25 protein-coding genes are annotated in these 26,101 nt (G+C 51.2%); 19 read left to right on the top strand and 6 right to left on the bottom strand.

All coding sequences use genetic code 11. From position 1 onward, the window contains the following. From Q366_RS01850 to Q366_RS01835, 4 genes are all read right to left on the bottom strand, one after another. Nucleotides 1-996, bottom strand: a 996-nt coding sequence (locus Q366_RS01850) for an AAA family ATPase (protein WP_035235704.1), incomplete at its 3' end; no start/stop codon positions are given. A 277-nt stretch (nt 997-1,273) separates the two neighbouring features. Continuing rightward, nucleotides 1,274-1,684: a formylglycine-generating enzyme family protein gene (locus Q366_RS01845; RefSeq protein ID WP_051957754.1), complete on the bottom strand. Its 411-nt coding sequence runs from the start codon at nt 1,682-1,684 to the stop codon at nt 1,274-1,276. After that, nucleotides 1,645-2,202, bottom strand: coding sequence for a caspase family protein (locus Q366_RS01840; RefSeq protein ID WP_051957753.1), 558 nt, complete (start codon nt 2,200-2,202; stop codon nt 1,645-1,647). The genes Q366_RS01845 and Q366_RS01840 overlap by 40 nt, the downstream gene beginning before the upstream one ends. Before the next feature lie 22 nt (nt 2,203-2,224). Then, a complete protein-coding gene (locus Q366_RS01835; protein WP_035235703.1) occupies nt 2,225-2,428 on the bottom strand; it encodes a type II toxin-antitoxin system VapB family antitoxin in 204 nt (67 codons plus the stop codon). Nucleotides 2,429-3,066: 638 nt separating this feature from the next. Between Q366_RS01835 and Q366_RS01830 the strand changes: the two genes are divergently transcribed. From Q366_RS01830 to ureG, 15 genes are all read left to right on the top strand, one after another. Beyond that, nucleotides 3,067-6,486, top strand: coding sequence for a response regulator (locus tag Q366_RS01830; protein WP_035235701.1), 3,420 nt, complete (start codon nt 3,067-3,069; stop codon nt 6,484-6,486). Between the two features lie 21 nt (nt 6,487-6,507). Next, complete coding sequence (locus Q366_RS01825; RefSeq protein ID WP_035235700.1) at nt 6,508-7,428, top strand: diguanylate cyclase domain-containing protein; 921 nt, start codon at nt 6,508-6,510, stop codon at nt 7,426-7,428. Between the two features lie 25 nt (nt 7,429-7,453). Further along, nucleotides 7,454-8,368: a radical SAM protein gene (locus Q366_RS01820; protein WP_035235698.1), complete on the top strand. Its 915-nt coding sequence runs from the start codon at nt 7,454-7,456 to the stop codon at nt 8,366-8,368. A 535-nt stretch (nt 8,369-8,903) separates the two neighbouring features. After that, nucleotides 8,904-10,178, top strand: coding sequence for an urea ABC transporter substrate-binding protein (gene urtA / locus Q366_RS01815; protein WP_035235803.1), 1,275 nt, complete (start codon nt 8,904-8,906; stop codon nt 10,176-10,178). 152 nt (nt 10,179-10,330) lie between these two features. Then, nucleotides 10,331-11,959, top strand: a complete 1,629-nt coding sequence (gene urtB / locus Q366_RS01810) for an urea ABC transporter permease subunit UrtB (RefSeq protein ID WP_035235697.1) — start codon at nt 10,331-10,333, stop codon at nt 11,957-11,959. Nucleotides 11,960-11,963: 4 nt separating this feature from the next. After that, nucleotides 11,964-13,052 (top strand): urea ABC transporter permease subunit UrtC, encoded by a 1,089-nt coding sequence (gene urtC / locus Q366_RS01805; protein ID WP_035235695.1) that lies wholly within the window; start codon nt 11,964-11,966, stop codon nt 13,050-13,052. Continuing rightward, nucleotides 13,049-13,882 carry an urea ABC transporter ATP-binding protein UrtD gene (urtD, locus tag Q366_RS01800; RefSeq protein ID WP_035235694.1) on the top strand — a complete coding sequence of 278 codons (834 nt, stop codon included), beginning with the start codon at nt 13,049-13,051 and terminating at the stop codon, nt 13,880-13,882. Before urtC ends, urtD begins: the two co-directional genes overlap by 4 nt. Before the next feature lie 2 nt (nt 13,883-13,884). Beyond that, complete coding sequence (gene urtE, locus Q366_RS01795) at nt 13,885-14,580, top strand: urea ABC transporter ATP-binding subunit UrtE (protein WP_035235693.1); 696 nt, start codon at nt 13,885-13,887, stop codon at nt 14,578-14,580. A gap of 7 nt (nt 14,581-14,587) precedes the next feature. Further along, nucleotides 14,588-15,433: an urease accessory protein UreD gene (locus Q366_RS01790; protein ID WP_035235692.1), complete on the top strand. Its 846-nt coding sequence runs from the start codon at nt 14,588-14,590 to the stop codon at nt 15,431-15,433. Nucleotides 15,434-15,449: 16 nt separating this feature from the next. Then, a complete protein-coding gene (ureA, locus tag Q366_RS01785; RefSeq protein ID WP_035235690.1) occupies nt 15,450-15,752 on the top strand; it encodes an urease subunit gamma in 303 nt (100 codons plus the stop codon). A gap of 13 nt (nt 15,753-15,765) precedes the next feature. Beyond that, the gene (locus Q366_RS01780) at nt 15,766-16,086 is read left to right on the top strand and encodes an urease subunit beta (RefSeq protein ID WP_035235689.1); all 321 of its coding nucleotides are present in this window, start codon (nt 15,766-15,768) and stop codon (nt 16,084-16,086) included. Nucleotides 16,087-16,095: 9 nt separating this feature from the next. After that, nucleotides 16,096-17,799, top strand: a complete 1,704-nt coding sequence (ureC, locus tag Q366_RS01775) for an urease subunit alpha (protein WP_035235687.1) — start codon at nt 16,096-16,098, stop codon at nt 17,797-17,799. A 2-nt stretch (nt 17,800-17,801) separates the two neighbouring features. Then, on the top strand, nt 17,802-18,245 hold the full coding sequence (ureE, locus tag Q366_RS01770; protein ID WP_035235685.1) for an urease accessory protein UreE: 444 nt from the start codon (nt 17,802-17,804) through the stop codon (nt 18,243-18,245). Next, the gene (locus tag Q366_RS01765; protein WP_211251852.1) at nt 18,193-18,978 is read left to right on the top strand and encodes an urease accessory protein UreF; all 786 of its coding nucleotides are present in this window, start codon (nt 18,193-18,195) and stop codon (nt 18,976-18,978) included. Before ureE ends, Q366_RS01765 begins: the two co-directional genes overlap by 53 nt. 50 nt (nt 18,979-19,028) lie before the next feature. Beyond that, nucleotides 19,029-19,643, top strand: coding sequence for an urease accessory protein UreG (gene ureG, locus Q366_RS01760; protein ID WP_035235683.1), 615 nt, complete (start codon nt 19,029-19,031; stop codon nt 19,641-19,643). A 56-nt stretch (nt 19,644-19,699) separates the two neighbouring features. Here the strand turns inward: ureG and Q366_RS01755 are convergent, their stop codons facing one another. Further along, the gene (locus Q366_RS01755) at nt 19,700-21,388 is read right to left on the bottom strand and encodes a methyl-accepting chemotaxis protein (protein ID WP_051957750.1); all 1,689 of its coding nucleotides are present in this window, start codon (nt 21,386-21,388) and stop codon (nt 19,700-19,702) included. A 21-nt stretch (nt 21,389-21,409) separates the two neighbouring features. Further along, nucleotides 21,410-21,970 carry a cache domain-containing protein gene (locus tag Q366_RS01750; RefSeq protein WP_211251851.1) on the bottom strand — a complete coding sequence of 187 codons (561 nt, stop codon included), beginning with the start codon at nt 21,968-21,970 and terminating at the stop codon, nt 21,410-21,412. Between the two features lie 225 nt (nt 21,971-22,195). On the opposite strand from Q366_RS01750, the gene Q366_RS01745 reads away from it, so the two are divergent. The 4 genes from Q366_RS01745 to Q366_RS01730 are packed head-to-tail and all read left to right on the top strand — an operon-like array spanning nt 22,196 to nt 26,091. After that, on the top strand, nt 22,196-22,768 hold the full coding sequence (locus Q366_RS01745; protein WP_035235682.1) for a DNA-3-methyladenine glycosylase I: 573 nt from the start codon (nt 22,196-22,198) through the stop codon (nt 22,766-22,768). A gap of 15 nt (nt 22,769-22,783) precedes the next feature. Then, on the top strand, nt 22,784-24,340 hold the full coding sequence (locus Q366_RS01740) for a bifunctional ADP-dependent NAD(P)H-hydrate dehydratase/NAD(P)H-hydrate epimerase (protein ID WP_035235681.1): 1,557 nt from the start codon (nt 22,784-22,786) through the stop codon (nt 24,338-24,340). Next, nucleotides 24,337-24,813, top strand: a complete 477-nt coding sequence (tsaE, locus tag Q366_RS01735) for a tRNA (adenosine(37)-N6)-threonylcarbamoyltransferase complex ATPase subunit type 1 TsaE (protein ID WP_245619841.1) — start codon at nt 24,337-24,339, stop codon at nt 24,811-24,813. The genes Q366_RS01740 and tsaE overlap by 4 nt, the downstream gene beginning before the upstream one ends. Before the next feature lie 39 nt (nt 24,814-24,852). Next, entirely contained in the window at nt 24,853-26,091 is a 1,239-nt protein-coding gene (locus Q366_RS01730) for an aspartate kinase (RefSeq protein WP_035235679.1), read from the top strand. Nucleotides 26,092-26,101: the final 10 nt, after the last annotated feature.

Below are 26,101 nucleotides of genomic sequence, written 5' to 3'. Positions count from 1 at the left end.
GGTCAGCCGCTCTATCCAGGACACATCGGTTTTAATATTGTCGTCTATGAGTTCCCGGGGGATTTCACCGTTGTTTAAAACAAAATTTTTTAAAAAATAAGTAACAATGGTTGAATTATAAAGGGTCTCTTCCACATCCGGCAGGAAACGGTAACCATCATAATGGTTCTCCATGATCCCAAGGATTTCAGGCATACGGGCGGGATCAAACCCATGGGCATCAAACACCCGGGCCAGGTAATCCTGGGTTTCCTTATGGGTAAACCCCAGCATACTTACCAATTGTTTGTTTAAGGTCACAATTTCGGCAATATTAAAGCCCGAGGTCAAATCATCCATGGTAATCGGCAAAACACCCGTGATAAAGACCTTGCCGATGCTTTGCGTCTCAATGCCGGATTTTATCACCTTGAAAAAGGAACGTAGAAAAGAGTCCCCTGTGGTTAGTGCCTTGTACAAATTGTCGTTGCGGGTGGTCACAAGCTGGTTGGTAAAGTTGTCGTATTCGTCGATGATGATATATAGGGGCGGCAAGCTATGATTATGTATTGTTTCAATAATGATTTGCAGTTGATTGGCAACGGACATTTCCCTGATAATCCCTAACTCGCCAAGATATGAAGCATATCTTGACAAAAAGGTTTGCAGGGATGCGCCCTGTGTTATTGTAAAATTTTCTTCAATGATTCGGATATCGGGCCTGACTGAAACCACAGAAAAATTTAATCTCAGCACCATAAAACTGTTTTTAAGCGGTGTCGGATGTTTCCCTATCCAGGTGTTTCCAAAAAGCGAGGAAAATTTATCTTTGCGGTTTATATCGTAATAACATTCAAGAGTGGCGCACCAAAGGCTTTTGCCAAAACGCCGGGGACGTAAGAATACCGGAGCCTGCCAGTTTTCAAGCGCTGATATATAACGGGTTTTGTCCACATAATAATAGCCCTGCTCTTGTATTTGCTCAAAAGAGCCTACTGCATAGGGTATTTTTTTCATGGGTGATTTTTCCTTGTTTGCCTGTCTCATGTCTTATGCCAACACGTCAGTTGGGAAAGCACTACTGATCGGCCTTTGGTAGTGAGTTGCGGACAAAATTCATATTGCACGGACATTGCACACCTTTTTCAATCCTGTTTCTTATTTCCCGGCCCCGGCTCGCCGAACCTGACCTACTTGTGACCTGAGAGGACAAGCCGGAACCCGTAGTAGTAAAACACATTAGACGGGCCGTACCTGTTGCGGATGGCACAACGTACGCCCCGGGAAAGTAGCATCAGGAGCCGCCGCGCAACACCCGATTCGATCCATTACTAACAAAAGGATCATTTCGTCCATGTTTTGAATAGGCTTCACTGTCATACCCGTCCTCGCACCATTCCGATACATTGCCCAGCATATCATACAGTCCGAAATTATTGGGTTTAAACCGTCCCACAGGGGATGTTCCGGCATAACCGTCGTTACACGCATGATGCGCCCAATCAAACTTAAAAACTCTTTTTGAAGTTTCATCGTGAACATTGGCATAAGCGCAGGCCTCATCTTCACCATCCCCCCAATATCGCATGGTGCCGGTTCCTGCCCTGCACGCATACTCCCACTGGGCTTCCGTGGGCAGGGAAAAGGTCTTGCCTGTTTTTCCATTCAGCCATGAAATAAAGGCCCTGGCATCATTCCATGACACATATACTGCCGGCTGCTCATCAGGCGGGGTGTTACTCTGCAGACATCAAGAATGACTATGTTCATGGCGGTGCCTGCCCCTTCCATTCTGGCCAGAATCCTTTCTGCGTCCAGTGCTTCACACTTCACATCGGTTTCGTCATGAATATTATTGTTGATTGGAATCAGGTAGTTTTTTCCTTTAATCTGCATGCCGTGGTCTGCAAAATAAAACAGCCCGATACCTGAGCGGGGCAGTATTTTTCCAAATTCCCTGATCGCCGTATCCATCTGACGGTGATCTGCATTTATTTTTACAATTACGTTAAATCCAAGTCTTCTCAATGCAGATGCCATATCAGATGCATCGTTCCCCGGGTTGGTCAAAGGAGAGTCTGAATATTTTGCGTTGCCTATGACAAGGGTCTGGCAGTTTATTTTCCTGGATTGGCGCTTAACGAAACGATCCGTATCGGCAGTAGACAAACCTGGGCCTAAAATAAATACCGTCAAAATTGCTGCGCTGATCGCTACTCTCATTACCGCTCTTTAAAAAACATCCTCATCTATTTACCTGCCGCTGATCTTTATAATTATAGTCGACATCATAGTCTATCGTTCCAAACAGCTTAAGGATTTCCACCTGTTTTCGTCGTTGAATATATTCCTGCAAAGCTTCGGTAACCACCGCTTTTTTGGTGCGATGGTTGCCGATCATCAAGGCATCCTCTATTAATTTGTCATCAATGGCTAAATTTGTGGGCATAACAGATCTCCTTTTTAATTATTACACATAATTATATAGTTTATCATGTGTGAACCGGAAACTTAATTTTTTTAACAAAATACGGATTGCTTTGTAATAACGGCTAAATTATAGATCGGCATAGCGACCTGCCTGATAAGAGTCAGAAAAAATCAAGATGTTAGACAGAGCCGTTGCCCACCAGCAGGGCCAGGCAGCGACCGTTTTTCCCTGTGTCCGAATAGTTGTTATGATTGGAACCTGTGACTTTATATACCCCCCCCATGGGCCTCAAGCCCACAACGAACAATGAAACTAAAAACAGCAACAATGCAGGTCTAAAATGAGCGCCCCAGGCGCTTGTCTCTCTTGTTTCCTGTATCTTGTCTATAGTTTCTTATAAAACGGACATACCCAAATAACCACTCCATTTCAAGCCATTTTTTTAGATAGCGGGTCAGGGACATGCCAGTTCCCTTGACAAAAACCGGGGGACTAAAGTACATTCATCCCGTCAATTTTTTATTTAAAAAAAGGACCCAGGTGACACGTCACAGCATCATATATAAAAGCACTCTCCCACCGGCCGTGACAACGCGTACTAAAACAATAGAACGCCTACGGTTACATATAAAATCAAAACTGAATGAAAACAAAGAATGAAACTTAATCAAAAGCTGACGGTATTGATTTTTGTCTTTGCCCTTGCCGTATCCGGGATTACCTCTTTTGTTCTTTACCGCACTGCAGCGGATCAGGTGATGAAAGATATCAGGCGCAGACTGCTGGATATCGTGGCCATCTCCGCTGCGAATCTTGATGGTGAACTCCACGCCACCCTGGCCGATCCTTCCCAGGAAGGCGGAAATGCCTATATATCGTTTCGCGCCACCCTGCAGAAGATCCGAAACGCGTCAAGGGATATTCATTTCGTTTACACCATGTGCAAAGGACCTGAAGGCGGGATCGTTTTTGCCGTTGATGCTGAAATTGATCCGGAGAAAACCGCCCACCTGGGCGAGAAATACAGGGCTCCTTCCAAGTTACTGGCCGCATCTTTTTCCGAATTGAAACACCCCGTGGTTGAGGCCGATTTTTATACGGACGAATGGGGCACTTGGCTCTCCGGCTATGCCCCTTTTTTCCGAAAGGACGGAACACGGGCCGGGATAATCGGCGTGGATATCTCGGCAAGTACGGTAAAGGGATACCAGCAACAGCTGCTCATGCACGCCGGCATTACCTTTTTGTGTATTCTCCCGTTTATTCTGATCGCCGGTTTTTTAACCGGCCGCAAGATCGCCGGACCGATCATTATGATGAAGGAAGGGGCCGAACGCATAGGCCACGGCGATCTGGACCACAGGATAATGGTCGGACGAAGCGATGAAATCGGTATTCTGGCGGAATCACTCAATGAAATGGCCGCCAAGCTCAAAGCCGGGAAAAATGAATTGGAAAACCTGGCCAAAAAGTACCGGAGTATCTTTGAGCATGCCACCGAGGGTATATTCCAGACAGCGCCGGAAGGCCGGCTGATTACGGCAAACCCGGCACTGGCCCGGATGATGGGATACCCCTCAGTCCAATCCATGATGGAATCGGTAACCGACCTTAAAAACCAGTTTTACGCCGATCCCAAAGACCGGCGGATTTTCATGGAATCCCTGGAAAAGGAGGATCAGGTAAACAACTTTCAAACCGTTTTCAAACGCCGGGACGGAACCGTGTTCCCGGTGGAACTGAATGCAAGACTTATCGCCGAAAAAGACGAACAAAAATTGTTCGAAGGCATGGTCCAGGATATCACTGCCCGCCTGGAAAAAGAGATGTCTGAAAAAAAGCGGCAGGCGGCAGAAGCGGCTTCCCAGGCAAAAAGTGAGTTTCTGGCCAATATGAGCCATGAGATAAGAACGCCCCTGAATGCGGTTATGGGGCTTACCGGACTGCTTTCACGCACCCCCCTCACTGACAGACAGCAAGAGTACTTGCATAAAATCGTTGTTTCTTCCAAATCCCTGCTGGCAGTGATCAATGACATCCTGGATTTTTCCAAAATCGAGGCCGGGCGGCTGGACCTTGAGCGCACGGACTTCTCTCTCTATGAAGTTATGGCCAATCTCAGTGAGATGTTTGCATTTAAAGCCTTTGATAAAGAGATCGAATTTGCGGTCCACCTGGAAGAGAATGTACCGGCTGCCCTGGTCGGGGACCCGGTCCGCCTGGGACAGATACTGATTAATCTGACCGGCAACGCCATCAAGTTTACAAACCAGGGGGAGATTGTGGTGTCGGTTGAAAATACCGCCCCTGAAGAAGCGTGCGGCAGTGAAAAAGCCTGTCTGAAATTCCTGGTCAAGGATACCGGCGTCGGCATTGACCCGGCAAGGATCGAAAGCATATTCCAGTCCTTTACCCAGGCAGACACCTCCACCACCCGGCAATTCGGCGGCACCGGTCTGGGACTGGCCATATCCAGCCGGCTGGTCCGGCTCATGGGCGGTACCATAGCCGTTGACAGCCTTCCCGGACAGGGCAGTACCTTCTCTTTTACAGCCAGGTTTGACCGGCAGCCGCCTGAAAAAGAAATCAAGCCTGACACCCCCATGGATCTTCGCGGACTGCGGGTCCTCATCGTGGACGACAACAAGACCGCCAGGGATATTCTGGCGGATATCATTACCTCCTTTCAAATGGAGGCCGTGACTGCCGGATCAGGAGAAGAGGCCATTCAAATCCTGTCAGAAGAGAAAAACCTGTTTGACCTAGTCCTCATGGACTGGAAAATGCCGGGAATGAACGGGCTGGATACGGCCAAGCGCATCAAGCGCAAACTTGAAATCCCGAAAATACCCATTATCTGCATGATTTCAGCCTATGGCCGGGAAGACCTCATCGGGCAGGCGGAAAAATCTTTCCTGGATGCCTTTCTCCATAAACCCGTAAACCAGTCCCTGCTGTTTGACTGCATCATGGGGTTATTCGGCCGCAAATCAAGCATGATCACACCGTCCGGCACGGATACCCCGGATCCCGGCCCAGACAAGCAGCTTCATCTGTCAGGGGGGACCGTTCTGCTGGTGGAAGACAACATGATCAACCAGGAGGTGGCCAGGGAGTGGCTGGAAAGCGAGGGCGTGAAAGTCGAGACAGCGGAAAACGGCCACATTGCCCTGGAAAAGCTCGAAACATCGGTTTATGATGTTGTGCTCATGGATATCCAGATGCCTGAGATGGACGGGTTTGAAGCCACGGCAAGAATCCGTGCCCAGGAGCGGTTCAAGGATCTGCCGATCATTGCCATGACCGCCCATGCATTAAAAGGAGACCGTGAGAAATGTATTGGGGCGGGAATGAACGATTACCTGTCCAAGCCCATTGATCCGGAAATGATGTTTGCCGTATTGGCCAAATGGATCTCACCCGGAGAGGAAACGGATGCCGGTGTATCCGTAAAAAAGAGACCTGAAACCAGGGTCCTCCCTGACTTTACATTGCCTGGTATTGAGGTGGGGACCGGGCTCTTCAGGTCCAACAACAATGTCAACCTCTATAAAAGATTACTAGACTCTTTTCTTTCTGAATACAGGACTGCTGTGGATGATATCGCCTCGGCCCTGGCCGGGGGAGACATGGAAACGGTCCTGCGAAAAGCCCATTCCATAAAGGGTGTGGGCGCCAACCTGGGAGCAATGGAACTCTCCGGGGCGGCCGCTGGTGTTGAGGCAGATGCCAAACAAGGAACACTGACTATAGACTCCCCTTCCTGGACCCTGTTTGCGGATAAAATAAGGATGGTTCTGGAAGGTCTGGACACGGGGGTTCCCGGCATTTTAAAAACACAGAGCGCTAGCGGGGCACAGCCGGAGGATGCTTCGGTTACGGTTGAAGAATTGACCGAATTGAAACAGCTTTTAGATGATGACCTGGATGCTGCAAGAAATCTCCTTGAAAAAATACACCCGGGCCTGGTCTCCCTGGCCGGTGACGAAACAATAAAACAACTGATTGGGTTTATGGATGCCTTTGATTTTGAAAGCGCCCAGGAAAAACTGGACGAAATCATCGAACAGTTTTGAGATACCCAGGAGAACAATCGTATGACAGACAAGAAAAACAAGCGCCAAAAAATCTTATTGGTGGACGATAACAAACAGAACATCGAGATGCTGATGGAGCTGTTCAAGGAGGATTACAAGATCTCTGCGGCCGTAACATCGGAACGGGCCCTGAAAATGGCCCGGGCCCAATCTCCTCCGGACATCATTCTGCTGGATATCATCATGCCTGAAATGGACGGATATCAGATTTGCGAAATTTTGAAGAACGATGAGAAAACCAGGCATATCCCCATTATATTCGTCACTGCGGTTTCCGAGGTTATGGATGAGACCAAAGGATTTGCAGTGGGCGCGCTGGACTACATCACCAAACCCTTTCATCCGCCCACGGTCAAGGCCAGGGTTGAAATACAGTTGAATTTGAAGCGCAAGCAGGACCTGTTGGAAAAATTTGCATTTATCGACGCCCTCACGGAAATTCCCAACCGCCGCCGGTTCGATGAGGTGCTGGAAAAGGAGTGGAACCGGGCCATGCGATCGGCGAAACCCATTGCACTGCTGATTATGGATGTGGATAATTTCAAGCAGTACAATGATAATTACGGCCACGGCAAAGGAGATGTGGTGTTGCGCAGGGTTGCCGGCGCCATCAAAGGCACATTGCTGCGGGCCGGTGATTTTGTTGCCCGCTACGGCGGCGAGGAATTTGCCGCGGTCCTGCCTTACTGTGATTTGGACAGGGCCATGGATACGGCTGAACATATCATCCGTGAGGTTGATGACCTCAACATAGCGCATGCCTATTCTCCGATTGCCCCTTATGTGACCCTGAGCATCGGGGTGTCGGTGACCGGGGGGAATCCCGGCACCACGAAGCAAAACCTGATCGACGCTGCGGATAAGACGCTTTATGAAGCAAAGGCCGAGGGGAAACACCGTGCCAAGGGCATGGCTGTTTAGGGACCCGAAAAAAAAGGAGTATGCAATGACAGCTTTTCAACCAGCCTATATTGAAACCAAAAAGAAAGGGCTGCTCCGGGATAAAATCAATACAGCGCGGCATCTGTTGAGATCCTGTGAGATTTGTCCCAGAGCGTGTAAAGTCGACCGTTTTTCAGGGGAGGTGGGGGAGTGCGCCACCGGAGAAGAAGCGATTGTTTCGAGCTTTAACGCCCATTTTGGAGAAGAAGCGCCATTGGTGGGCGCGTTTGGTTCCGGCACCATTTTTTTCACCCACTGCAGCCTGAAATGTAATTTCTGCCAGAATTACGACATCAGTCACCAGGGGAACGGAGATGAGTGTGGGCTCGGGCAGTTGGCCGGCATGATGTTGATCCTGCAGAATAACGGTTGCCATAACATTAATTTTGTGACGCCTACCCATGTGGTGCCGCAGATTTTATCCGCCCTTGATATGGCCATTGACGGGGGATTAAGGATACCCTTGATATATAACTCCGGCGGATACGACAAGGTGGAGACCTTAAAACTGCTGGAGGGGGTGATCGATATTTATATGCCGGATTTTAAATTTTGGGATCCGGTTATTGCCGGACAGACCTGCAATGCGCCGGATTATCCCGAAGTAGCCGCAAAAGCCGTTGTTGAAATGCACCGGCAGGTTGGTGATCTGCAGGTTGATGAAAATGGTATTGCCACACGGGGGGTACTGGTCAGACACTTGGTCATGCCTTCGGGGATTGCCGGTACCGGGGAGGTGATGTCATTTATTGCCAACCAGGTCTCAAAAAACACCTATGTTAACATCATGGATCAATATCGGCCTTGCGGGAAGGCACTCCATGTAAAAGAATTAGAAAGGCCTGTTTCTGAAACTGAGTTCAACAAAGCTGTCAAAGAGGCAAAAGACGCTGGGATCAGCCGATTTGCAGCGTTGTAGAGGCGGTTGCGGTAAACAACATATCCCGATGTTCAGGCAGGTTGTGAAACAACAAAAAAGAAACAAATTAAATTCTCAAAACAAACTCATCCCTAACCATCATTCCGAAAAGACAAGCTATCATCTTATAATCAATTAATTATACTAAATTAAAATATCCTGGCAGGTTTCCGGAGAATAAACAATTCATGTACTGGCGTTCAGGCCTGCCACAAACACGGCATGATGGTTTTTTATAAAAAATACAAAAATGAATATGTGTCGCAAATATCATGACACATACTTGTAATAAAATTATATTCTAACAAATTAAAATCACATAATCATGCCGGATTCAATCCGGCGCCATGTGGGTCTATTCGAAATAATACTATACAATTCAAGTTGTTAACATAAAACACAAAAGATAAATATGTTTTTGGATCATTTGTTGCAACAGGGGTTCCCATTGGAACTTTATTGTAAATGGCAGGACTGCCTTTTCAGGTACTCCGCCATTGATTAACTTAAAATTTAAAAAATGATCGGACTTAAAATGAATTGTAACCGTTTATTCCACAGATTGCTGTTTATCACTGCTGCGCTTTTTTGCTGTATGGCGATAGTTTCCCCGGCGTCAGCCAAAGACACCATCAAAATAGGCGTGCTTCACTCTCTGTCAGGCACCATGGCCATTAGCGAGACAACGCTGAAAGACACCATTCTGATGCTGGTTGATGAACAAAACAAAAAAGGCGGCCTTCTGGGTAAAAAAATTGAAGCTGTTGTGGTTGACCCGGCCTCCAACTGGCCCCTCTTTGCTGAAAAGGCAAGGGAGTTGATTGAAAAAGACAAAGTGGCGGCCGTTTTCGGGTGCTGGACATCCGTGTCCAGAAAATCCGTCCTTCCCGTGTTTGAGGAGCTGGACAACCTGCTGTTCTACCCGGTTCAGTATGAGGGTGAAGAGTCGTCCAAAAATGTTTTCTACACCGGTGCTGCGCCAAATCAGCAGGCCATTCCTGCCGTTGACTACCTGATGAATGAAATCGGCGTTAAACGCTGGGTTCTTGCAGGAACCGATTATGTCTATCCCAGGACCACCAATAAAATTCTGCAGGCATATCTGAAAAGCAAAGGGGTGGCCGATGCTGACATCATGATCAATTACACCCCCTTTGGCCACTCTGACTGGCAGTCCATCGTTGCCGACATCAAAAAATTCGGAACCGCCGGCAAAAAAACGGCTGTGGTATCGACCATCAACGGCGACGCCAATGTGCCTTTTTATAAAGAACTTGGAAACCAGGGCATCACTGCTGACAATATCCCGGTTATTGCCTTTTCCGTTGGAGAAGAAGAACTGTCGGGCATCGACACCAAACCCCTTGTAGGCCACCTCGCTGCCTGGAATTATTTCATGAGCGTGAACGACCCTGCCAATGATGAGTTCATTGAAAATTGGCATACCTTTATCAAAAACCCCAACCGGGTCACCAATGACCCCATGGAAGCACACTACATTGGTTTCAACATGTGGGTTAAAGCGGTTGAAAAAGCCGGAACCACAGATGCCGGGGCTGTCCAGGATGCCATTATCGGCGTTACCGTGCCGAACCTTACCGGCGGTTATTCAGCCATGATGCCCAACCATCATATCACCAAACCCGTTCTTATCGGCGAGATCCAGGAAGACGGGCAGTTTGAGGTGGTCTGGCAGACCCCGGGACTGGTGGTTGGGGATGCATGGTCAGATTACCTGCCCGGCTCCAAAGACCTGATCTCTGACTGGCGGGCCCCATTGAAAAACGGCAACTTCAAGGTAACTAAATAACCTGAATTTGTAATACGTTCGCGCAGAACTCCGGCAGAGGAATTTTTTCCTCTGCCAGACCCTGGCAAACCATTTAAAACAGCGCTGGCCCCTTTAACGGCAGATGCCTGACAGGCCTGGCAAAACATTTTCCTTAAGGATTGGGTTCTGATATGTTTACCTCCCCAAAGAGCCGTTTTCCCGCCCTCCTTTTTATCCTGGCTTTTGCAATGTATGCGGCATTTTTTGAAGGTCTGCCCGCAAACGCAGCAGCCAGAACCTTTGATCAGGGGCTGGAAAAACTTACCCAGAAAGATTTCAACAATAAAATTCAAGGACTTGAGCAGATCGTTCAAAGCAAGGATCCTCAAGTGGAAAAGCTTCTTTCCGCGCTTCTTGAAGGAGATCTTTACTACACCCAAAAAGACAAAGAAGTTGTGTATGCCACAAAATCAGACGGCCAATATACCACCACAGGGGTGTTGTCCAATGACGTAACACAACAGGTCGGCAGCAGAAGTATCAGAAAGATCGGGATTAACAATAATATTAGAAAAAAGCTCAAGGGATGGCTTTCACTGCTTCAGCTTTACCATGGCCCCCCCCGGGAACGTGCTGATGCAGTATACAGACTCCTTGGGAAACTAAGCCCGGATATGGTGGACTCCCTCAAGGATCTGTATGAACAGGAAACCAGTCACAAGGTCAGACAGGCCCTTGCAACTGCCATTGCCATTGATACCCTGAAGACCGGAAACAACGAGGCAAAGCTGTCTGCCCTGTCTCAACTCAAGGGCAGCCTCCACCCGGCCGTAAAGACGGGCCTGATTAACCTTATAAACGAAAAAACCAGCGAACAGGTTCAGAAAAAAGCCACAAAAATTCTGCAGCGCATTGAATCAAGAATCGCTTTTTACGGGTTTTTGGAAACCCTGTTTTTCGGGTTGAGCGCCGGGTCCATCCTGGTTCTTGCCGCCATCGGCCTTGCCATTACCTTCGGGGTTATCGGCGTGATCAACATGGCCCACGGCGAACTGATCATGATCGGGGCCTATACCACCTGGGTGATTCAGCAATTGTTGCCCCACCACCTGGGACTTGCCATTTGCCTGGCCGTTCCGGGTGCATTTCTGGTATCCGCCCTTTCCGGCATTGTCATTGAACGCTCCATTATCCGATTTCTCTATGGCCGTCCCCTTGAAACATTGCTGGCAACTTTTGGCGTCAGCCTTGTTCTCCAGCAGGCGGTCCGATCCGTCTTTTCGCCCCTCAACCGTGCGGTCAGTGCGCCGGACTGGATGAGCGGTTCCCTTGTGCTGAACCCGATCCTCTCCCTGACCATGAACCGGATTGTAATTTTCTTTTTTTGCCTGTTTGTGTTTGGGGCGTTGTTTTTGATCATGAAAAAAACATCCCTTGGCCTTCAGGTCCGGGCGGTTTCCCAGAACCGGGCCATGGCCAGAGCCATGGGGGTTCCGGCGTCAAGGGTGGATGCCCTTACCTTCGGGCTTGGGTCAGGCATTGCCGGTGTGGCGGGTGTGGCGTTAAGCCAGCTGACCAATGTGGGCCCCAATCTTGGCCAGGCATATATCATTGACTCATTCATGGTCGTGGTATTCGGCGGTGTGGGAAACCTTTGGGGCACGCTGCTTGCCGGTCTAAGCCTTGGGACGGCCAACAAATTTATTGAACCGTTTTCCGGGGCTGTACTGGCAAAAATTATTGTGCTGGTCTTCATTATTCTCTTTATCCAAAAACGTCCCCAGGGGCTTTTTCCCCAGAAAGGGAGGGCCGCAGGTTAACTGAATGAAACGCTTATCCTTTATTTTTGACGACAAGCTGGGAATCCCTTTGCTGATTGCCCTGGGTGCCGCCATGATCATGGTGCCGGTATTGAATCTCATGGTGCCGGAAACAAATTTTTTCCATGTCTCTACCTTTACCATGTCACTGTGGGGAAAATATCTGACCTATGCCATGCTGGCCATGGCAGTTGATCTTGTGTGGGGGTATCTGGGAATTTTAAGCCTGGGCCATGGGGTTTTCTTTGGCCTGGGCGGTTATGCCATGGGCATGTATCTCATGCGCCAGATCGGCACAAGGGGGGAATACGGCCACCCTATCCTGCCGGATTTCATGGTGTTTTTGAACTGGGACAAGCTCCCCTGGTTCTGGCACGGGTTTGACATGTTCCCCTTTGCCGCAGTCATGATTGTGCTGGTCCCCTGCCTGCTGGCCCTGGTATTCGGATGGCTTGCCTTTAAATCGCGGGTCACCGGTGTCTATCTATCCATCATTACCCAGGCATTGACCTATTCGCTCATGCTTGCATTTTTCAGAAATGAAATGGGGTTTGGCGGCAACAACGGGCTGACCGACTTTAAGGATCTTCTGGGGTTTTCACTTCTCAGTGACGGGACCAAGGCCGGACTTTTTGCCGTTACGGCAGGCTGCCTGATTTTAGCCTACCTTGCCTGCCGGTACCTGGTCTCTTCAAAACTTGGGCGGGTCCTGGCCGCCATACGGGATGCCGAGGACCGGGTCCGGTTTCTGGGATATAATGTTGAAACTGTGAAACTGTGGGTATTTGTCTTTTCTGCAGGCCTTGCCGGCATAGCCGGTGCCCTTTATGTGCCCCAGGTGGGCATCATCAACCCGTCGGAATTTTCCCCCTTAAACTCCATTGAAATCGTGGTCTGGGTGGCTGTGGGCGGCAGAGGAACCCTGTATGGTGCTGTTGCCGGGGCTCTGGTGGTCAACTGGGCCAAAAGTTATCTGACAGGCGCCCTGCCCGATGCATGGCTTTTTGCCCTGGGCGCTCTTTTTATTGTGGTAACCATTTTTCTTCCCAAGGGGATTGCAGGCCTGATCCGGCTTCGAAAGGAGGCAGCATGATTCAACCCCTTAAAGCGTTCCGGGAGTTCTGGCCCAGGGACCGCGTATTTGATTTTCTGATCCCTGAAATCCCGCCTGTCCTGGATACCAGCCACAGGGTAATTTTATACCTTGAGGGAATCAGCGTCAGTTTTGACGGGTTTAAGGCCATCAATGACCTGAACCTGTATGTAGATAAAGGGGAACTGCGCTGTATTATCGGCCCCAACGGTGCAGGCAAAACCACCATGATGGATATCATCACCGGCAAAACAAAACCCGACTCCGGCATTGCCTGGTTCGGCCAGACCATCAACCTGTTATCACGCACCGAACCTGAAATTGCAGAAGCCGGCATCGGCAGAAAATTTCAAAAACCCACCGTGTTTGAAGCGCATACCGTGTTTGAAAACCTTGAGCTGGCCATGGCATCGGATAAACGGGTGGTGCCCACCCTGTTTTCCTCCCTTACGGGCGAGCAAAAGGATATGATCGACCAGACCCTTGAAATTGTCGGCCTTTCGGAATCCTTTAAATCTCGGGCCGGTTCCCTTTCCCACGGCCAGAAGCAATGGCTTGAGATCGGGATGCTTTTGATGCAAAAACCCGTCCTGTTGCTGGTGGATGAACCTGTGGCAGGCATGACCCGCCAGGAGATGGAGAAAACCGCAGAGTTGTTGACCTCCCTTGCCGGCAATCGTTCGATCATCGTGGTGGAGCATGATATGGACTTTGTGCGCTCCATTGCCCGGAAAGTAACGGTCCTTCACCAGGGTTCCATTCTGGCCGAAGGCAACATGGACGATATCCAGAACAACCCAAAGGTCCGGGAAGTCTACCTGGGAGAATAAGCATGCTTACAATCGAAAATTTAAATCAATATTACGGTGAAAGCCATACGCTCTGGGACCTGTCCCTTACCATTGAAGAAAAGTGCTGCACCTGTCTGATGGGCCGAAACGGCGTGGGAAAAACAACGCTGCTCAACTGCATCATGGGTCTTGTTCCCGTCAAAAGCGGGGCCATATCCTTTCAGGGGAATAATCTCCTTAAAAAACGGGCTGAAGACAGGGCGGGCTCAGGCATTGGCTATGTTCCCCAGGGACGCCAGATTTTCCCTCTTTTAACCGTTGAAGAAAACCTGACCATTGGCCTGACCACGGTGGGAAAAGGGAAAAAAAAGATCCCGGACATGGTTTTTGAACTTTTTCCTGTGTTACAAGAGATGCTGAAACGGCGGGGCGGTGATCTTTCAGGCGGGCAACAGCAGCAGCTTGCCATTGGAAGGGCTCTGGTTCTGGACCCGTCCCTGCTGATTCTGGATGAACCCTGCGAGGGCATCCAGCCCAACATTGTCCAGGAGATCGGGGAAATCATTAAAAGGCTGATTCAGGAGGTGGGCATGGCCGTGCTTCTGGTGGAGCAAAAACTTCACTTTGTCAAACAGACGGCAGACCACTTCTTTATCATGGACCGGGGAAGGCTCATGGCCGGCGGCAATATTTCCCAGCTTACCGATGACCTTATCAGCAAGTATCTGACCGTATAATTAACCCATGTGTTTCCCGAATCCCATACCATCCGGTGACAGCAACAAGGGGTGGCATGCGTCTTTGAGCCTCTCTCTTGAAAACAAGGAAGGTAAAACCATCCTTTCAAAGACTGAACGCAAGGGGCCGTTGACCATCCAGCAGCCGTTATATGCCGAAGACGGCACCTGCCACATCTACCTGCTGCATCCCCCGGGCGGCCTTGTGGGCGGTGACGTCCTTGACCTTGCCGTTTATGCCGGGGAAAACACCCATGCCCTTTTAACCACGCCGGGGGCAGCCAAGTTTTACCGTTCCCGTGGCCGGCAGGCGGTGCAGGCCCAGACCCTGACCGTGGGCAACGGATCGGTGATAGAGTGGTTTCCCCAGGAGACCATTTTGTTTGAAGGGGCCATGGGCAGCCTTGCAACAACGGTTCATCTTGCCCCAAAGGCCAGGTTCATGGGGTGGGAAATTCTGTGCCTGGGACTTCCCGCACTCAAAAAGCCATTTGCATATGGACAGCTTAAGTCAACGGTCACCCTGTTTAACGACGCAACCCCGCTGCTGTTTGAAAAACTTAAAGTTGAAAGAAAAAAAGACCTGGCCGGACCGGCAGGATTAAGAAACCAGCCGGTTACGGCAACGTTCTGGGCCTATCCGGTCCAGGAACAACTTTTCAGCCAGATTCAAAACAATGCCCCCTTTTTTAAGGAAAATTTCGGCATGACATTAATGGACAATCTGCTTGTGGCACGATACCTGGGGGATCATCCCGGTCAGGCCAAAGAACGATTTGAAACCCTGCGGCAGACCCTTGCCCCGGAGCTGACGGGCAGGCAGGCTGCAGTGCCGAGAATCTGGACCACCTAACTTACGAGGATAAATAATGGATCTTACACCAAGAGAAAAAGACAAACTGTTGATCTTTACCGCGGCCCTCCTTGCGGAGCGGCGTAAGGCCAAAGGGCTGCTTCTCAACTATCCCGAGGCTGTCGCCTTTATCAGTGCCCAGATCATGGAAGGAGCCCGGGAAGGCAAAACCGTAGCCGAACTTATGGATTACGGCCGCACACTTCTTTCCAAAGAAGAAGTCATGGAAGGCGTGGCCGATATGATCCATGATGTGCAGGTTGAAGCCACATTTCCCGACGGCACCAAGCTGGTCACCGTCCATAACCCCATATACTGAAAAAGAGGTTTCCATGATTCCAGGAGAAATAATCACACAGCCAGGAGACATTACCATCAATGAGGGACGGCAGACCCTGAACCTTAAGGTGGTCAACAGCGGTGACAGGCCTATTCAGGTGGGGTCCCATTACCATTTTTATGAAACCAACAAGGCCCTGTCCTTTGACCGGGAAAGTACAAAGGGTTTTCGCCTCAACATCCCGTCGGGAACCGCCATCCGGTTTGAGCCGGGCCTTGAGCGGACAGTGACGCTTACGGCCTATGCGGGAGACCGCAGGGTATTCGGGTTCAACCAGGCTGTCATGGGAAGCCTTGACAGCGGGTCAAAATAAGGAGGGGACATGACAACTATTAGCAGAAAAGCCTATGCAGAGATGTTCGGCCCCACCACGGGAGACCGGGTGAGACTGGCTGATACCGAATTGTTCATCGAGGTGGAAGAAGATAAAACCATTTATGGCGAGGAAGTCAAATTCGGCGGGGGCAAAACCATCCGGGACGGTATGGGACAGAGCCAGGCCTCCTGCAGGGATGCCGTTGACATGGTGATTACCAATGCCCTGATCATCGATCACTGGGGAATCATCAAAGCCGATGTGGGCATTAAAAACGGCAGAATTCACGGTATCGGAAAGGCCGGCAATCCCGATGTCCAGCCCGGGATTGACATTATTGTAGGGGCAGGTACGGAAGCTGTCGCAGGCGAAGGCCATATTCTTACGGCAGGCGGCATTGACGCCCACATTCATTTTATTGCCCCCCAGCAAATTGAAGAAGCCCTTGCCTCGGGCATTACCACCATGCTTGGCGGCGGTACCGGCCCTGCCACCGGAACCAATGCCACCACCTGCACCCCGGGTCCATGGAATATCGTTAAAATGCTCCAGGCCGCTGATGCGTTTCCCATGAATCTGGGCTTTATGGGAAAGGGGAATGCCAGCCTGCCCATTGCCCTTGAAGAACAGGTGGCCGCAGGGGCCATGGGCTTAAAACTCCACGAGGACTGGGGCACCACGCCAGCGGTGATTGACAACTGCCTTGCCGTGGCAGACAAAATGGACGTTCAGGTGGCCATTCACACAGATACCCTCAATGAATCCGGATTTGTGGAACAGACCATGGAAGCCTTTAAAGGCCGTACCATTCATACCTTCCACACCGAAGGGGCCGGAGGCGGCCATGCCCCGGACATCATCCGGGCCTGCGAGCTGCCCAACGTGCTGCCTTCGTCAACCAACCCCACCAGGCCCTATACGGTCAACACCATTGACGAGCACCTGGATATGCTCATGGTCTGCCACCATCTTGATCCTAAAATTGCCGAGGACATTGCCTTTGCCGAATCCCGCATCAGAAGGGAAACCATTGCGGCAGAAGATATCCTCCACGATCTGGGCGCATTTTCCATGATTGCATCGGACTCCCAGGCCATGGGCCGGGTAGGAGAGGTCATCATCAGAACCTGGCAGACCGCACACAAGATGAAAGTGCAGCGGGGAAGCCTGAAACAGGACCCCTCAACCCATGACAACAACAGGGTGAAACGGTACATTGCAAAATACACCATCAACCCGGCGATCTGCCACGGGATATCCCATGAGGTCGGATCTGTTGAGGCAGGGAAATTTGCCGATCTGGTCCTGTGGAAACCTGCGCTTTTCGGGGTCAAACCCTCCCTGGTCATTAAGGGCGGAATGATCGCCCTTGCGCCCATGGGAGATCCCAACGCGTCCATTCCTTCTCCCCAGCCTGTCCATTACCGGCCCATGTTCGGTGCCTTTGGAAGGGCCAGGCATGAAACCTCGATCTCCTTTGTGTCAGGGACGGCTTTGGAAAAAGGCATGCTGGATAATGCAGGCCTGCAATCGCGCCTTATTCCGGTGAAGGCGTGCCGGGCCATTGGGAAAAAGAATATGATCCACAACACCTATCAGCCCCATATGGAGGTTGATCCCCAGACCTACGAGGTCAGGGCCGATGGTGAACTGTTAACCTGCGAACCAGCGTCGGTTCTTCCCATGGCGCAACGGTACTTTTTATTTTAATTATGATTGAACTAACACATAAGACCCAGACCCAGACGTTTGAATCGGCCACCCTTACCCTGCCCTGGGAAAAAAGGATCAAAAGCCGGCAGCGGGTCATACTGGATAACAAGGATGAAGCCGGACTGTTTCTTGAACGGGGACAGATTTTAAGAAACGGGGATGTGGTGAGCAGTGATGACGGATTCCATGTAAAGATTATTGCCGCGCATGAACAGGTTTCCACGGCCCGGGCCCAAACCCCCCGGCAACTGAATCTTGCCTGTTACCATTTGGGCAACCGCCACGTTGACCTTGAAATCCGGGACGATTTTGTTCGTTATCCCCATGATCATGTTCTGGACGATATGGTCACAGGACTTGGCCTGTCCATCACCGTGGAGCAGGCCCCTTTTGAACCTGAAACAGGGGCATACGGCAATGGACACCACCACCATCCGCACTGATGAGGCAAAATCGCCTGGGGCTCCCATGACAGCACCATGGCTGACCCGGCTCATGCACCTGGTCAGTCCGTCGCTTCCCACCGGGGGGTTTGCCTATTCCCAGGGCCTGGAATGGGTCGTTGAAAAGGGCTGGATCACTGATGAAACAACCCTTTCCCACTGGCTTGGCAATGTTCTGGAAACCGGTATGGCCCATGTGGATGTTCCGCTTCTTCAGCGCCTTTACAGGGCAGTTGCGCATCAGGATCTGGCAGCCTTTACCCGGGCCGCCCAGTGGGTAAGGGCCTGCCGGGAAACCAAAGAGCTTCGCAACGAGGAAGCGGATCGTGGCCGGGCCATGGCCGCCATCATCAAAGAGCTGGGCCTTTGCCAGGGCAGCATGGTTCAATTTTTTGAAAAAGCAGACCATGAAAAATGGCAGAAAGTCATTGCCTCATCCCAGCTGGCCGGGTTTGCCTATGCCTGCGCCATATGGCAGATTCCTGTTCAGGGCGCGGCCAGAGGATATCTGTGGTCCTGGCTTGAAAACCAGGTCCTTGCTGCCGTGAAAATCATTCCCCTGGGCCAGAGCGCGGGCCAGAGGGTGCTGGCAAGGCTGTGCCCTGCCATCGACACGGCAACGGTCTCAGGGTTGCATATTAAACGCTTTGAACAGATGGGAAGTTCTTTGCCGGCTTTGAGCATGGCCAGTTGCTGCCACGAAACACAATATACCAGACTTTTCAGGTCTTAATTTCAGGCCTTTATTTTCAGGTCTTTATTTTCAGGTCTTAAGGAGAACAAATGAACAAAACAGCACCACTTCGCGTAGGCGTCGGGGGACCGGTGGGATCAGGAAAAACAGCCCTTCTTGAGGCCATCTGCCTGAACATGAGGGACAGATATGAACTTGCCGTGGTCACCAATGATATTTACACCCGGGAGGACCAGGAATTTCTGATCCGCAGACAGGCCCTGTCTGCGGACAGGATCATGGGTGTTGAAACCGGCGGCTGTCCCCACACGGCCATTCGTGAGGATGCCTCCATGAACCTGGCCGCAGTGGAGGATCTTTGCCAAAAATTCCCTGATCTGGACCTGGTGCTGGTGGAAAGCGGGGGAGACAACTTAAGTGCCACCTTCAGTCCGGAGCTGGCTGACCTGTCCATCTATGTCATTGACGTTTCTGCAGGGGATAAAATTCCCCGGAAAGGAGGCCCCGGCATTACCCGGTCCGATCTTCTGGTGATCAATAAGGTGGACCTTGCCCCCATGGTCGGCGCATCCCTTGACGTCATGGAACACGATACCCGTCGCATGAGAGGGGATAAGCCCTTTGTCTTTGCCAACATGAAAACCGGCAAAGGCCTAGACGACATCACCGGCTTTCTCATTCACCAGGGCATGCTGAAATCCTGAGCTGTTTAAGGCAGATGCCCAAAAAACGGACTCGCGAACAGCAGCGGCTGGCCTTATTATATCTTAAATTTATCCATCATATTCTTAAGGTTTTCGGCGATGGCAGTCAGGTCTTCTGCGGAGGTCCTGACGGAAGAACTCCGGTCGTTTATTTCACCGGCTGACCGGCTGACATCGGCGATTTCCCTTGAAACGTCGCTGACCACGGTGGAGTTCTGGCTTACGTTTTCGTTGATGTCCTGAATTCCGGCTGAAACCTGGCTGATATTGGATGAAATTTCGCGCGTAACCGAGGCTTGCTCCTCCACTGAAGCGGCGATGGCGGAAATGATGTCGTCCACCTGGTGGATGACCTGGCTGATTTCGCTGATGCCGGAAGTGGCTCCCTGGGCTGTTTCCTGGATATTTTCAATTCGGGCCTTGATGTCATTGGAAGCGGTGGAAGTCTGGCTGGCCAGCACTTTGATCTCATTGGCCACAACGGCAAATCCCTTGCCCGCCTCTCCGGCCCGGGCAGCTTCTATGGTGGCGTTCAGGGAGAGCAGGTTGACCTGTTCGGAGATGTCCGTAATGGTTTCCACCACCTTGCCAATGGCCTGGGCCGCCTGGCTGAGGGAATCCATTTCCCGGGTGGTTCCCTCAACCTTTGAAACGGCTTCCTCGGATATGCCCCTGGCTTTAGCCGCATTTCTGGCGATTTCGTCCACGGTGGAATTCATCTCCTCGGCCGCGGAGGCGACAGAGTTGGTGTTGCCTGCCGACGTTTCCATGGCAGAAGAGATGGAATTCATCGTCACGTCTATCTCTTCTACGGCAGCGGCAACGGTCCTGGATTTTTCAGATGCCGTAGAAGATCCCCGGGTCATCTCTTCGGAGAGGGATAGAAACGCCGCGGCAGCCTCCGTAAGCCGGGTTACATTCCCGGAAATATCCCGGATCATATCCTGGAGTTTTTCAATAAAGCGGTCAAAGGTCTGGGCCAGCTGCCCCACCTCATCTTTACCGCGGTAGTTAAGCCGGCTGGTCAGGTCTCCTTCACCCTGGGAAATGTCGGTCAGGCCCGATAAAACAAGTTTTAACGGCCCTGCCACCCCTTTTGAAATCAATACCATGAGGGCGGCCCCGAGGATAAATGCCAGCCCGCTGATGCTGGCAATGGTCACCACGGAATCCCTGTTGGCCTTGTTGGCGGAGTTATGGTCTGAATTGGTGTATTCCTGGTTAATTTCCGTGAGCCGGTTCAGGTAGTCCCGCATGGTTTCGAATTTGTCGCGGGCCAGACCTGTGGTCAGATCCAGGGCCAGGCGCCGGCCCTGGCGGGTATCTGCAATGCGGGCGTCCACGATCTGCCTTGAAACGGCCATCCATTCTTTTCTGGCGGCTTCAAACCCGGCGATCATGTTTTTTTCTTCGTCGGTTGTGGCCAGGGTCTTATATTTATCCCATCGTTGGGCAGCCTGTTCCAGGTTCTTTTCATACGCCTTGACAAAGTCCCGGAATTTTTCCGATTTGCTGTTGGTGAAGATCATGGACCGTTCGGCCACCAGAAGCTGCTGAAGGTCCCTGTCCGCCTGAAGCAAGTGATCAATGGCGGGCATGCGGACTTCAAAGATGGAGTTAAGGCGCCCCTGAATGCTGTTGACGCCCTGATAACCAGTCAGACCAATGGCCACCATAAAAAAAAGGATGATGGAAAAACCGGAAAAAAGTTTAAGACGAATTGTCATATTTGAAAAGAATTTCATAGCTCCTCCCAGGGCGTACGATTATTCCACCTGGTCCATGTTAATACCAAAGGTAATGGCACCGATGGCCTTTCCCTGTTCCATCACAGGAACGGAAACCTGGACCAGATAGGCCTGGGAACTATCGTCAAATTCCACATCATCCACAAATACTTTGCCGGTTCCACCGTTAAATGATTCTTTAAATTTAGCCTCATCTCCCTGCCAGTAATCACTGGTCTTCTCGGTCATGGCCACATTGGCACCCTGGTTGTCCATGACAAAAATTTCAGAATAAAATGCCTTTGAGTTCTGGATCTGCCGGAGGAATTTGCCGCAGTCCGAATCCATCAACGCCTGCATAAAGGGGGCAATGCCCGGGGTGGTCTTCCATTTTTCATCCATGGCTTGAATGTCTGCCAGACTCATGTTTTTCTGGTTCTGGGCCTTGACAGCGGACAGGATTTGGGGCGCAGTCCCCAGAGCCGCCAGTTCCGTGTAGGCAAGATCCACCACCTTCTGGGGCGCCTGCTCGGCCCATGCCGGAAAGACTGCGAAAAAAAAGACGGACATCATTAATCCCAAAATAGCAGTTCGTTTCATTGCGATCTCCTTTCAGTTTATGATAAACAAATCGTGATAAACGCCGGACCGGAGAATTACGGACCATTGTGGCATTATTTTAAAAATTACCTATCGGATCTATTGAAATGATATTGACGCCGAGTATATCAATTTTTCGTTCTGTGTCAAAGGAAAATAACACCCAAGGCACAAAAACACAGGATTAGGATGGCACATTGCCAAAAGTTATTGTATAGGTCTGTCATGAACGAAATTAAACGCTGCGGCTGGGTGACCAGCGATCCGTTATATATCCGTTACCATGATACGGAATGGGGGGTGCCGGTTCACGATGACCGTAAAATTTTTGAATTTCTCATCCTGGAGGGGGCCCAGGCCGGGCTGTCCTGGCTGACGATTCTCAAGCGCCGCCAGGGATATCGCAATGCATTCTGTGCGTTTGATCCTGAAAAGGTCGCCCGGTTCAGTGAAGCTGACATTCAAATGCGGCTGAAAGACCCCGGCATCATCAGAAACAAGCTCAAGGTCCGCTCTGCGGTTACCAATGCCCAGGCGTTTTTAAAAATCCAGGAGGCCTTCGGTACCTTTGACGCCTATGCCTGGCGGTTTGTGGACGGGGCTCCCATCATCAACCACTATACCAGCCAGGACCAGGTTCCGGCGACCTCCAGCCAGTCCGACGCATTTTCAAAGGACTTATGTAAGCGCGGGTTCAAATTTACCGGGTCCACCATCATCTATGCCTACATGCAGGCCACGGGCATGGTGAACGATCACCTGGTGTCCTGCTTCAGATATAAAGAGGTAATGGCCTGAAAAAGGAAAAAAATCATGATCATTGTCACCACCGAACAGATGCAGCAGATGGATAAACATACCATTGAAACCTTTGGCATTCCCGGCCGGGTACTCATGGAGAATGCAGGTCGGGGTGCCCTGGAGATGCTTTCCGATCACTTTGACCTTGAAGACGCCAGGGTAGCTGTGGTGGCAGGCCGGGGCAACAACGGCGGCGACGGGTTTGTGATCGGACGCTACCTCATGGAGATGGGGGTGAGCGTCAGCTTCTTTCTGTTGTCCACCCGGGACCGGGTCCAGGGTGATGCCAGGGCAAATATGGATCTGGTACTGGATCTTCTGGCCGAACATTCCCTGTCACAGTTCATTGAAATTGCCGACCAGGAGGCCCTGGAAGCGGCAGACGAAATCCTGCTGGACCATGACCTGTTTGTGGACGCCATTTTCGGCACAGGACTTAATTGCGATGTCCGGGGCATTTACCGTGATGTGATTGAACGAATCAACGATTCAGGCAAAGCGGTTTTCAGCGTGGACATCCCTTCGGGGATCAATGCAGATACAGGGGCCGTGTGCGGGGTGGCCATCCAGGCGGATGCCACAGCCACCTTTGCCTTTGCCAAGGCAGGGCACATTCTGTACCCGGGCAATTTTCACACCGGTGCCCTGGAGATCATTGACATCGGTATTCCCGGCCACATTGCAAAGACACAGTCTCCTGATATTTTTCTGCCTGGACCCCATGATATTGCAGGCCTGATACCACCCAGGGATTTCAATGCCCACAAGGGCAGTTTCGGCCATCTGCTGGTGCTGGCCGGCTCGCCGGGCAAAACCGGGGCCGCGGCACTGTGCGCCAACGCTGCCATGAGAACCGGTGCAGGCCTTGTCACCTTAGGCGTTCCTGAAAAGCTTATGCCCGTCATGGAACCCATGGTCATCGAGCCCATGACCGCCGCGCTTGCCCAGACCCAGTCCGGTGGCCTGGATGCCGCAGCCCTGGATGACATTATCACGCTCTTGGCAGATAAAACCGCTTTGGCCCTGGGTCCGGGCATGGGCACGGATCCCGGCACCCGGGAACTGATAAAAGCCATTATTTCCATTGCATCCGTACCCATGGTCATTGACGCCGACGGCCTGAACTGCATTGCAAAGGATCCTGATATTCTGGATACAATCAAAGCCCCGGTAATCCTTACCCCCCACCCCGGTGAAATGGCCCGTCTTACCGGGAAATCCACGGCGGATATTCAGCTCAACCGGATGGAAACCGCCCGGAACTTTGCAGAAAAATACAAGGTTATCCTGGTGCTCAAAGGGGCCCAGACCCTTGTGGCCTGCCCGGACGGAGCCGTATTTATCTGTCCCACGGGCAACCCCGGCATGGCCTGCGGCGGCATGGGTGATGTCCTCACCGGCATGATCGCGGCATTCCTGGCCCAGGATCTGCCCCCGGAATCCGCCGCCCTTGCAGGCGTTTATGTTCACGGGTTATGCGGGGATCTTCTGGCCGAAGACCACGCGGTAGGATTTTCGGCTTCAGATATGGTCACGGGCATTCCCCAAGCGTTAAATACCCTTTTATGATGAAAGAGATTATATCCCGAAATCCGGAACAGACCCAGGAACCAGCCAGGCGCCTGGGCCTGTATATCCGGAAACAGCACTTAAGTTGCGCCATGGCCCTGACAGGGGATCTTGGCTGCGGCAAGACCTGTTTTGTCCAGGGCCTTGCCAGGGGACTGGGCGTGGCGGACGGGTATTATATCACCAGCCCCACCTTTACCATCATGAATGAATATCCGGCAGGAAAAATGCGCCTGTGCCACCTGGATCTGTACCGGCTTTCGGACCCGGACGAGCTGGACTATATCGGCATTGAGGACCAGATGGGACAGGACAGCGTCACCGTGGTGGAATGGCCGGATCTTCTCATTGAAACCGGCTTTGTATTCGATCTTCACATCCATTTTGAATTTGATGCCGACTTTAACAGAAAAATAACTTTTTCCCCGTCTGGACAAGCCGGAATAAATCTGCTAAGCAATCTATCCTTGTAAATAAATATATTAATAAAAGCTAAAATTTTGGGAGCTACAATGGCGTTACGGGTGCAAAAATTTGGCGGCACATCTGTGGCAGATATCGAAAGAATCTCCAAAGTGGCTGACCGGGTACAAAAGGCCCATGAAAACAAAGACCAGGTGGTGGTGGTGCTTTCGGCCATGGCAGGCGTGACAAATAACCTGATCAGCCTTGCCAGGCAGGCATCCGAAACCCCGGATAAACGGGAACTGGACGTGCTTCTGGCAACTGGAGAACAGACCACGGCGGCCTTAATGGCCATGATGCTCAAATCAAGAGGGATCAAAGCCAAATCCTTTCTAGGTTTTCAAGCCGGCATCCACACCGACCATATGTCAGGCAAGGCCAGAATCCGGGAGATCGACAGCCAGAACCTGCGTGCGGCCCTGGATGAGGGAAATATTGTCGTGGTGGCAGGGTTCCAGGGTGCGGACGACAACGGGGACATCACCACCCTGGGCCGGGGCGGGTCTGACACCTCGGCCGTTGCCATTGCCGCATCGCTCAAAGCCGATGTCTGCGAGATCTTCACTGACGTGGACGGGGTGTACACAACCGATCCAAGAATCTGTCCCAAAGCCAGGAAAATCAGCAGAATTTCCTATGAAGAAATGCTTGAAATGGCCATTCTGGGGGCAAAAGTCCTCCAGATCAGGTCTGTGGAATTTGCAAAAAAATACAATGTGCCCGTGCATGTCCGGTCATCATTCAATGAGGAGGAAGGAACCATGGTTGTCAACGAAAGTGAGGATATGGAAAGCCCGGTGGTGTCCGGCATTACCTGTGACCTGAATGAAGCAAGAATCACGTTCAAGCGCGTCCCTGACCAGCCCGGCATTTCAGCCACGGTTTTTGGGGCCCTTGCCGAAGCCGGTATCTCCGTGGACATGATCATCCAGAACTCCCGCACCGGCGGTGAAACAGACCCCGGCGGCGAAACTGACCTGACCTTTACCGTGACCAAAGACGATTTTAACCGGGCAATGGAAATTTCCGAAAAAGTGGCGGATCAAATCAATGCCGGCGAAATAAGAACCGCCACTGAAATTGCCAAAATATCCGTAATCGGGCTGGGGATGAAAAGCCATTCCGGCGTGGCTGCGGTGATGTTCAAGGCCCTGGCCGAAGAAAACATCAACATCCGCATGATTTCAACCTCTGAGATCCGTATTTCATGCGTGATTCTGGCTAAATATGCGGAACTGGCTGTGCGGACTCTGCACGCAGCATTTGGTCTGGACAAGGAACAATAATTAAAAACAA

Source organism: Desulfobacter vibrioformis DSM 8776 (genome assembly GCF_000745975.1).
In the GTDB taxonomy this organism is placed as follows: Bacteria; Desulfobacterota; Desulfobacteria; order Desulfobacterales; family Desulfobacteraceae; genus Desulfobacter; species Desulfobacter vibrioformis.
The sequence above is the reverse complement of the archived record's forward strand: the minus strand, read 5'-3'. Positions and strand labels throughout refer to the sequence as shown.

What these genes read in the sequence shown, in the direction of transcription:
- Q366_RS01820 (WP_035235698.1), top strand. Translation starts at nt 7,454, where the DNA reads ATGACAGCTTTTCAACCAGCCTATATTGAAACCAAAAAGAAAGGGCTG.
- Q366_RS01755 (WP_051957750.1), bottom strand. Translation starts at nt 21,388, where the DNA reads ATGAAATTCTTTTCAAATATGACAATTCGTCTTAAACTTTTTTCCGGT.
- urtA (WP_035235803.1), top strand. Translation starts at nt 8,904, where the DNA reads ATGAATTGTAACCGTTTATTCCACAGATTGCTGTTTATCACTGCTGCG.
- Q366_RS01835 (WP_035235703.1), bottom strand. Translation starts at nt 2,428, where the DNA reads ATGCCCACAAATTTAGCCATTGATGACAAATTAATAGAGGATGCCTTG.
- ureG (WP_035235683.1), top strand. Translation starts at nt 19,029, where the DNA reads ATGAACAAAACAGCACCACTTCGCGTAGGCGTCGGGGGACCGGTGGGA.
- ureC (WP_035235687.1), top strand. Translation starts at nt 16,096, where the DNA reads ATGACAACTATTAGCAGAAAAGCCTATGCAGAGATGTTCGGCCCCACC.
- Q366_RS01730 (WP_035235679.1), top strand. Translation starts at nt 24,853, where the DNA reads ATGGCGTTACGGGTGCAAAAATTTGGCGGCACATCTGTGGCAGATATC.
- urtB (WP_035235697.1), top strand. Translation starts at nt 10,331, where the DNA reads ATGTTTACCTCCCCAAAGAGCCGTTTTCCCGCCCTCCTTTTTATCCTG.
- Q366_RS01790 (WP_035235692.1), top strand. Translation starts at nt 14,588, where the DNA reads ATGTGTTTCCCGAATCCCATACCATCCGGTGACAGCAACAAGGGGTGG.
- urtC (WP_035235695.1), top strand. Translation starts at nt 11,964, where the DNA reads ATGAAACGCTTATCCTTTATTTTTGACGACAAGCTGGGAATCCCTTTG.
- Q366_RS01750 (WP_211251851.1), bottom strand. Translation starts at nt 21,970, where the DNA reads ATGAAACGAACTGCTATTTTGGGATTAATGATGTCCGTCTTTTTTTTC.
- Q366_RS01745 (WP_035235682.1), top strand. Translation starts at nt 22,196, where the DNA reads ATGAACGAAATTAAACGCTGCGGCTGGGTGACCAGCGATCCGTTATAT.
- tsaE (WP_245619841.1), top strand. Translation starts at nt 24,337, where the DNA reads ATGATGAAAGAGATTATATCCCGAAATCCGGAACAGACCCAGGAACCA.
- ureE (WP_035235685.1), top strand. Translation starts at nt 17,802, where the DNA reads ATGATTGAACTAACACATAAGACCCAGACCCAGACGTTTGAATCGGCC.
- urtE (WP_035235693.1), top strand. Translation starts at nt 13,885, where the DNA reads ATGCTTACAATCGAAAATTTAAATCAATATTACGGTGAAAGCCATACG.
- ureA (WP_035235690.1), top strand. Translation starts at nt 15,450, where the DNA reads ATGGATCTTACACCAAGAGAAAAAGACAAACTGTTGATCTTTACCGCG.
- Q366_RS01740 (WP_035235681.1), top strand. Translation starts at nt 22,784, where the DNA reads ATGATCATTGTCACCACCGAACAGATGCAGCAGATGGATAAACATACC.
- Q366_RS01840 (WP_051957753.1), bottom strand. Translation starts at nt 2,202, where the DNA reads ATGAGAGTAGCGATCAGCGCAGCAATTTTGACGGTATTTATTTTAGGC.
- urtD (WP_035235694.1), top strand. Translation starts at nt 13,049, where the DNA reads ATGATTCAACCCCTTAAAGCGTTCCGGGAGTTCTGGCCCAGGGACCGC.
- Q366_RS01780 (WP_035235689.1), top strand. Translation starts at nt 15,766, where the DNA reads ATGATTCCAGGAGAAATAATCACACAGCCAGGAGACATTACCATCAAT.
- Q366_RS01825 (WP_035235700.1), top strand. Translation starts at nt 6,508, where the DNA reads ATGACAGACAAGAAAAACAAGCGCCAAAAAATCTTATTGGTGGACGAT.
- Q366_RS01830 (WP_035235701.1), top strand. Translation starts at nt 3,067, where the DNA reads ATGAAACTTAATCAAAAGCTGACGGTATTGATTTTTGTCTTTGCCCTT.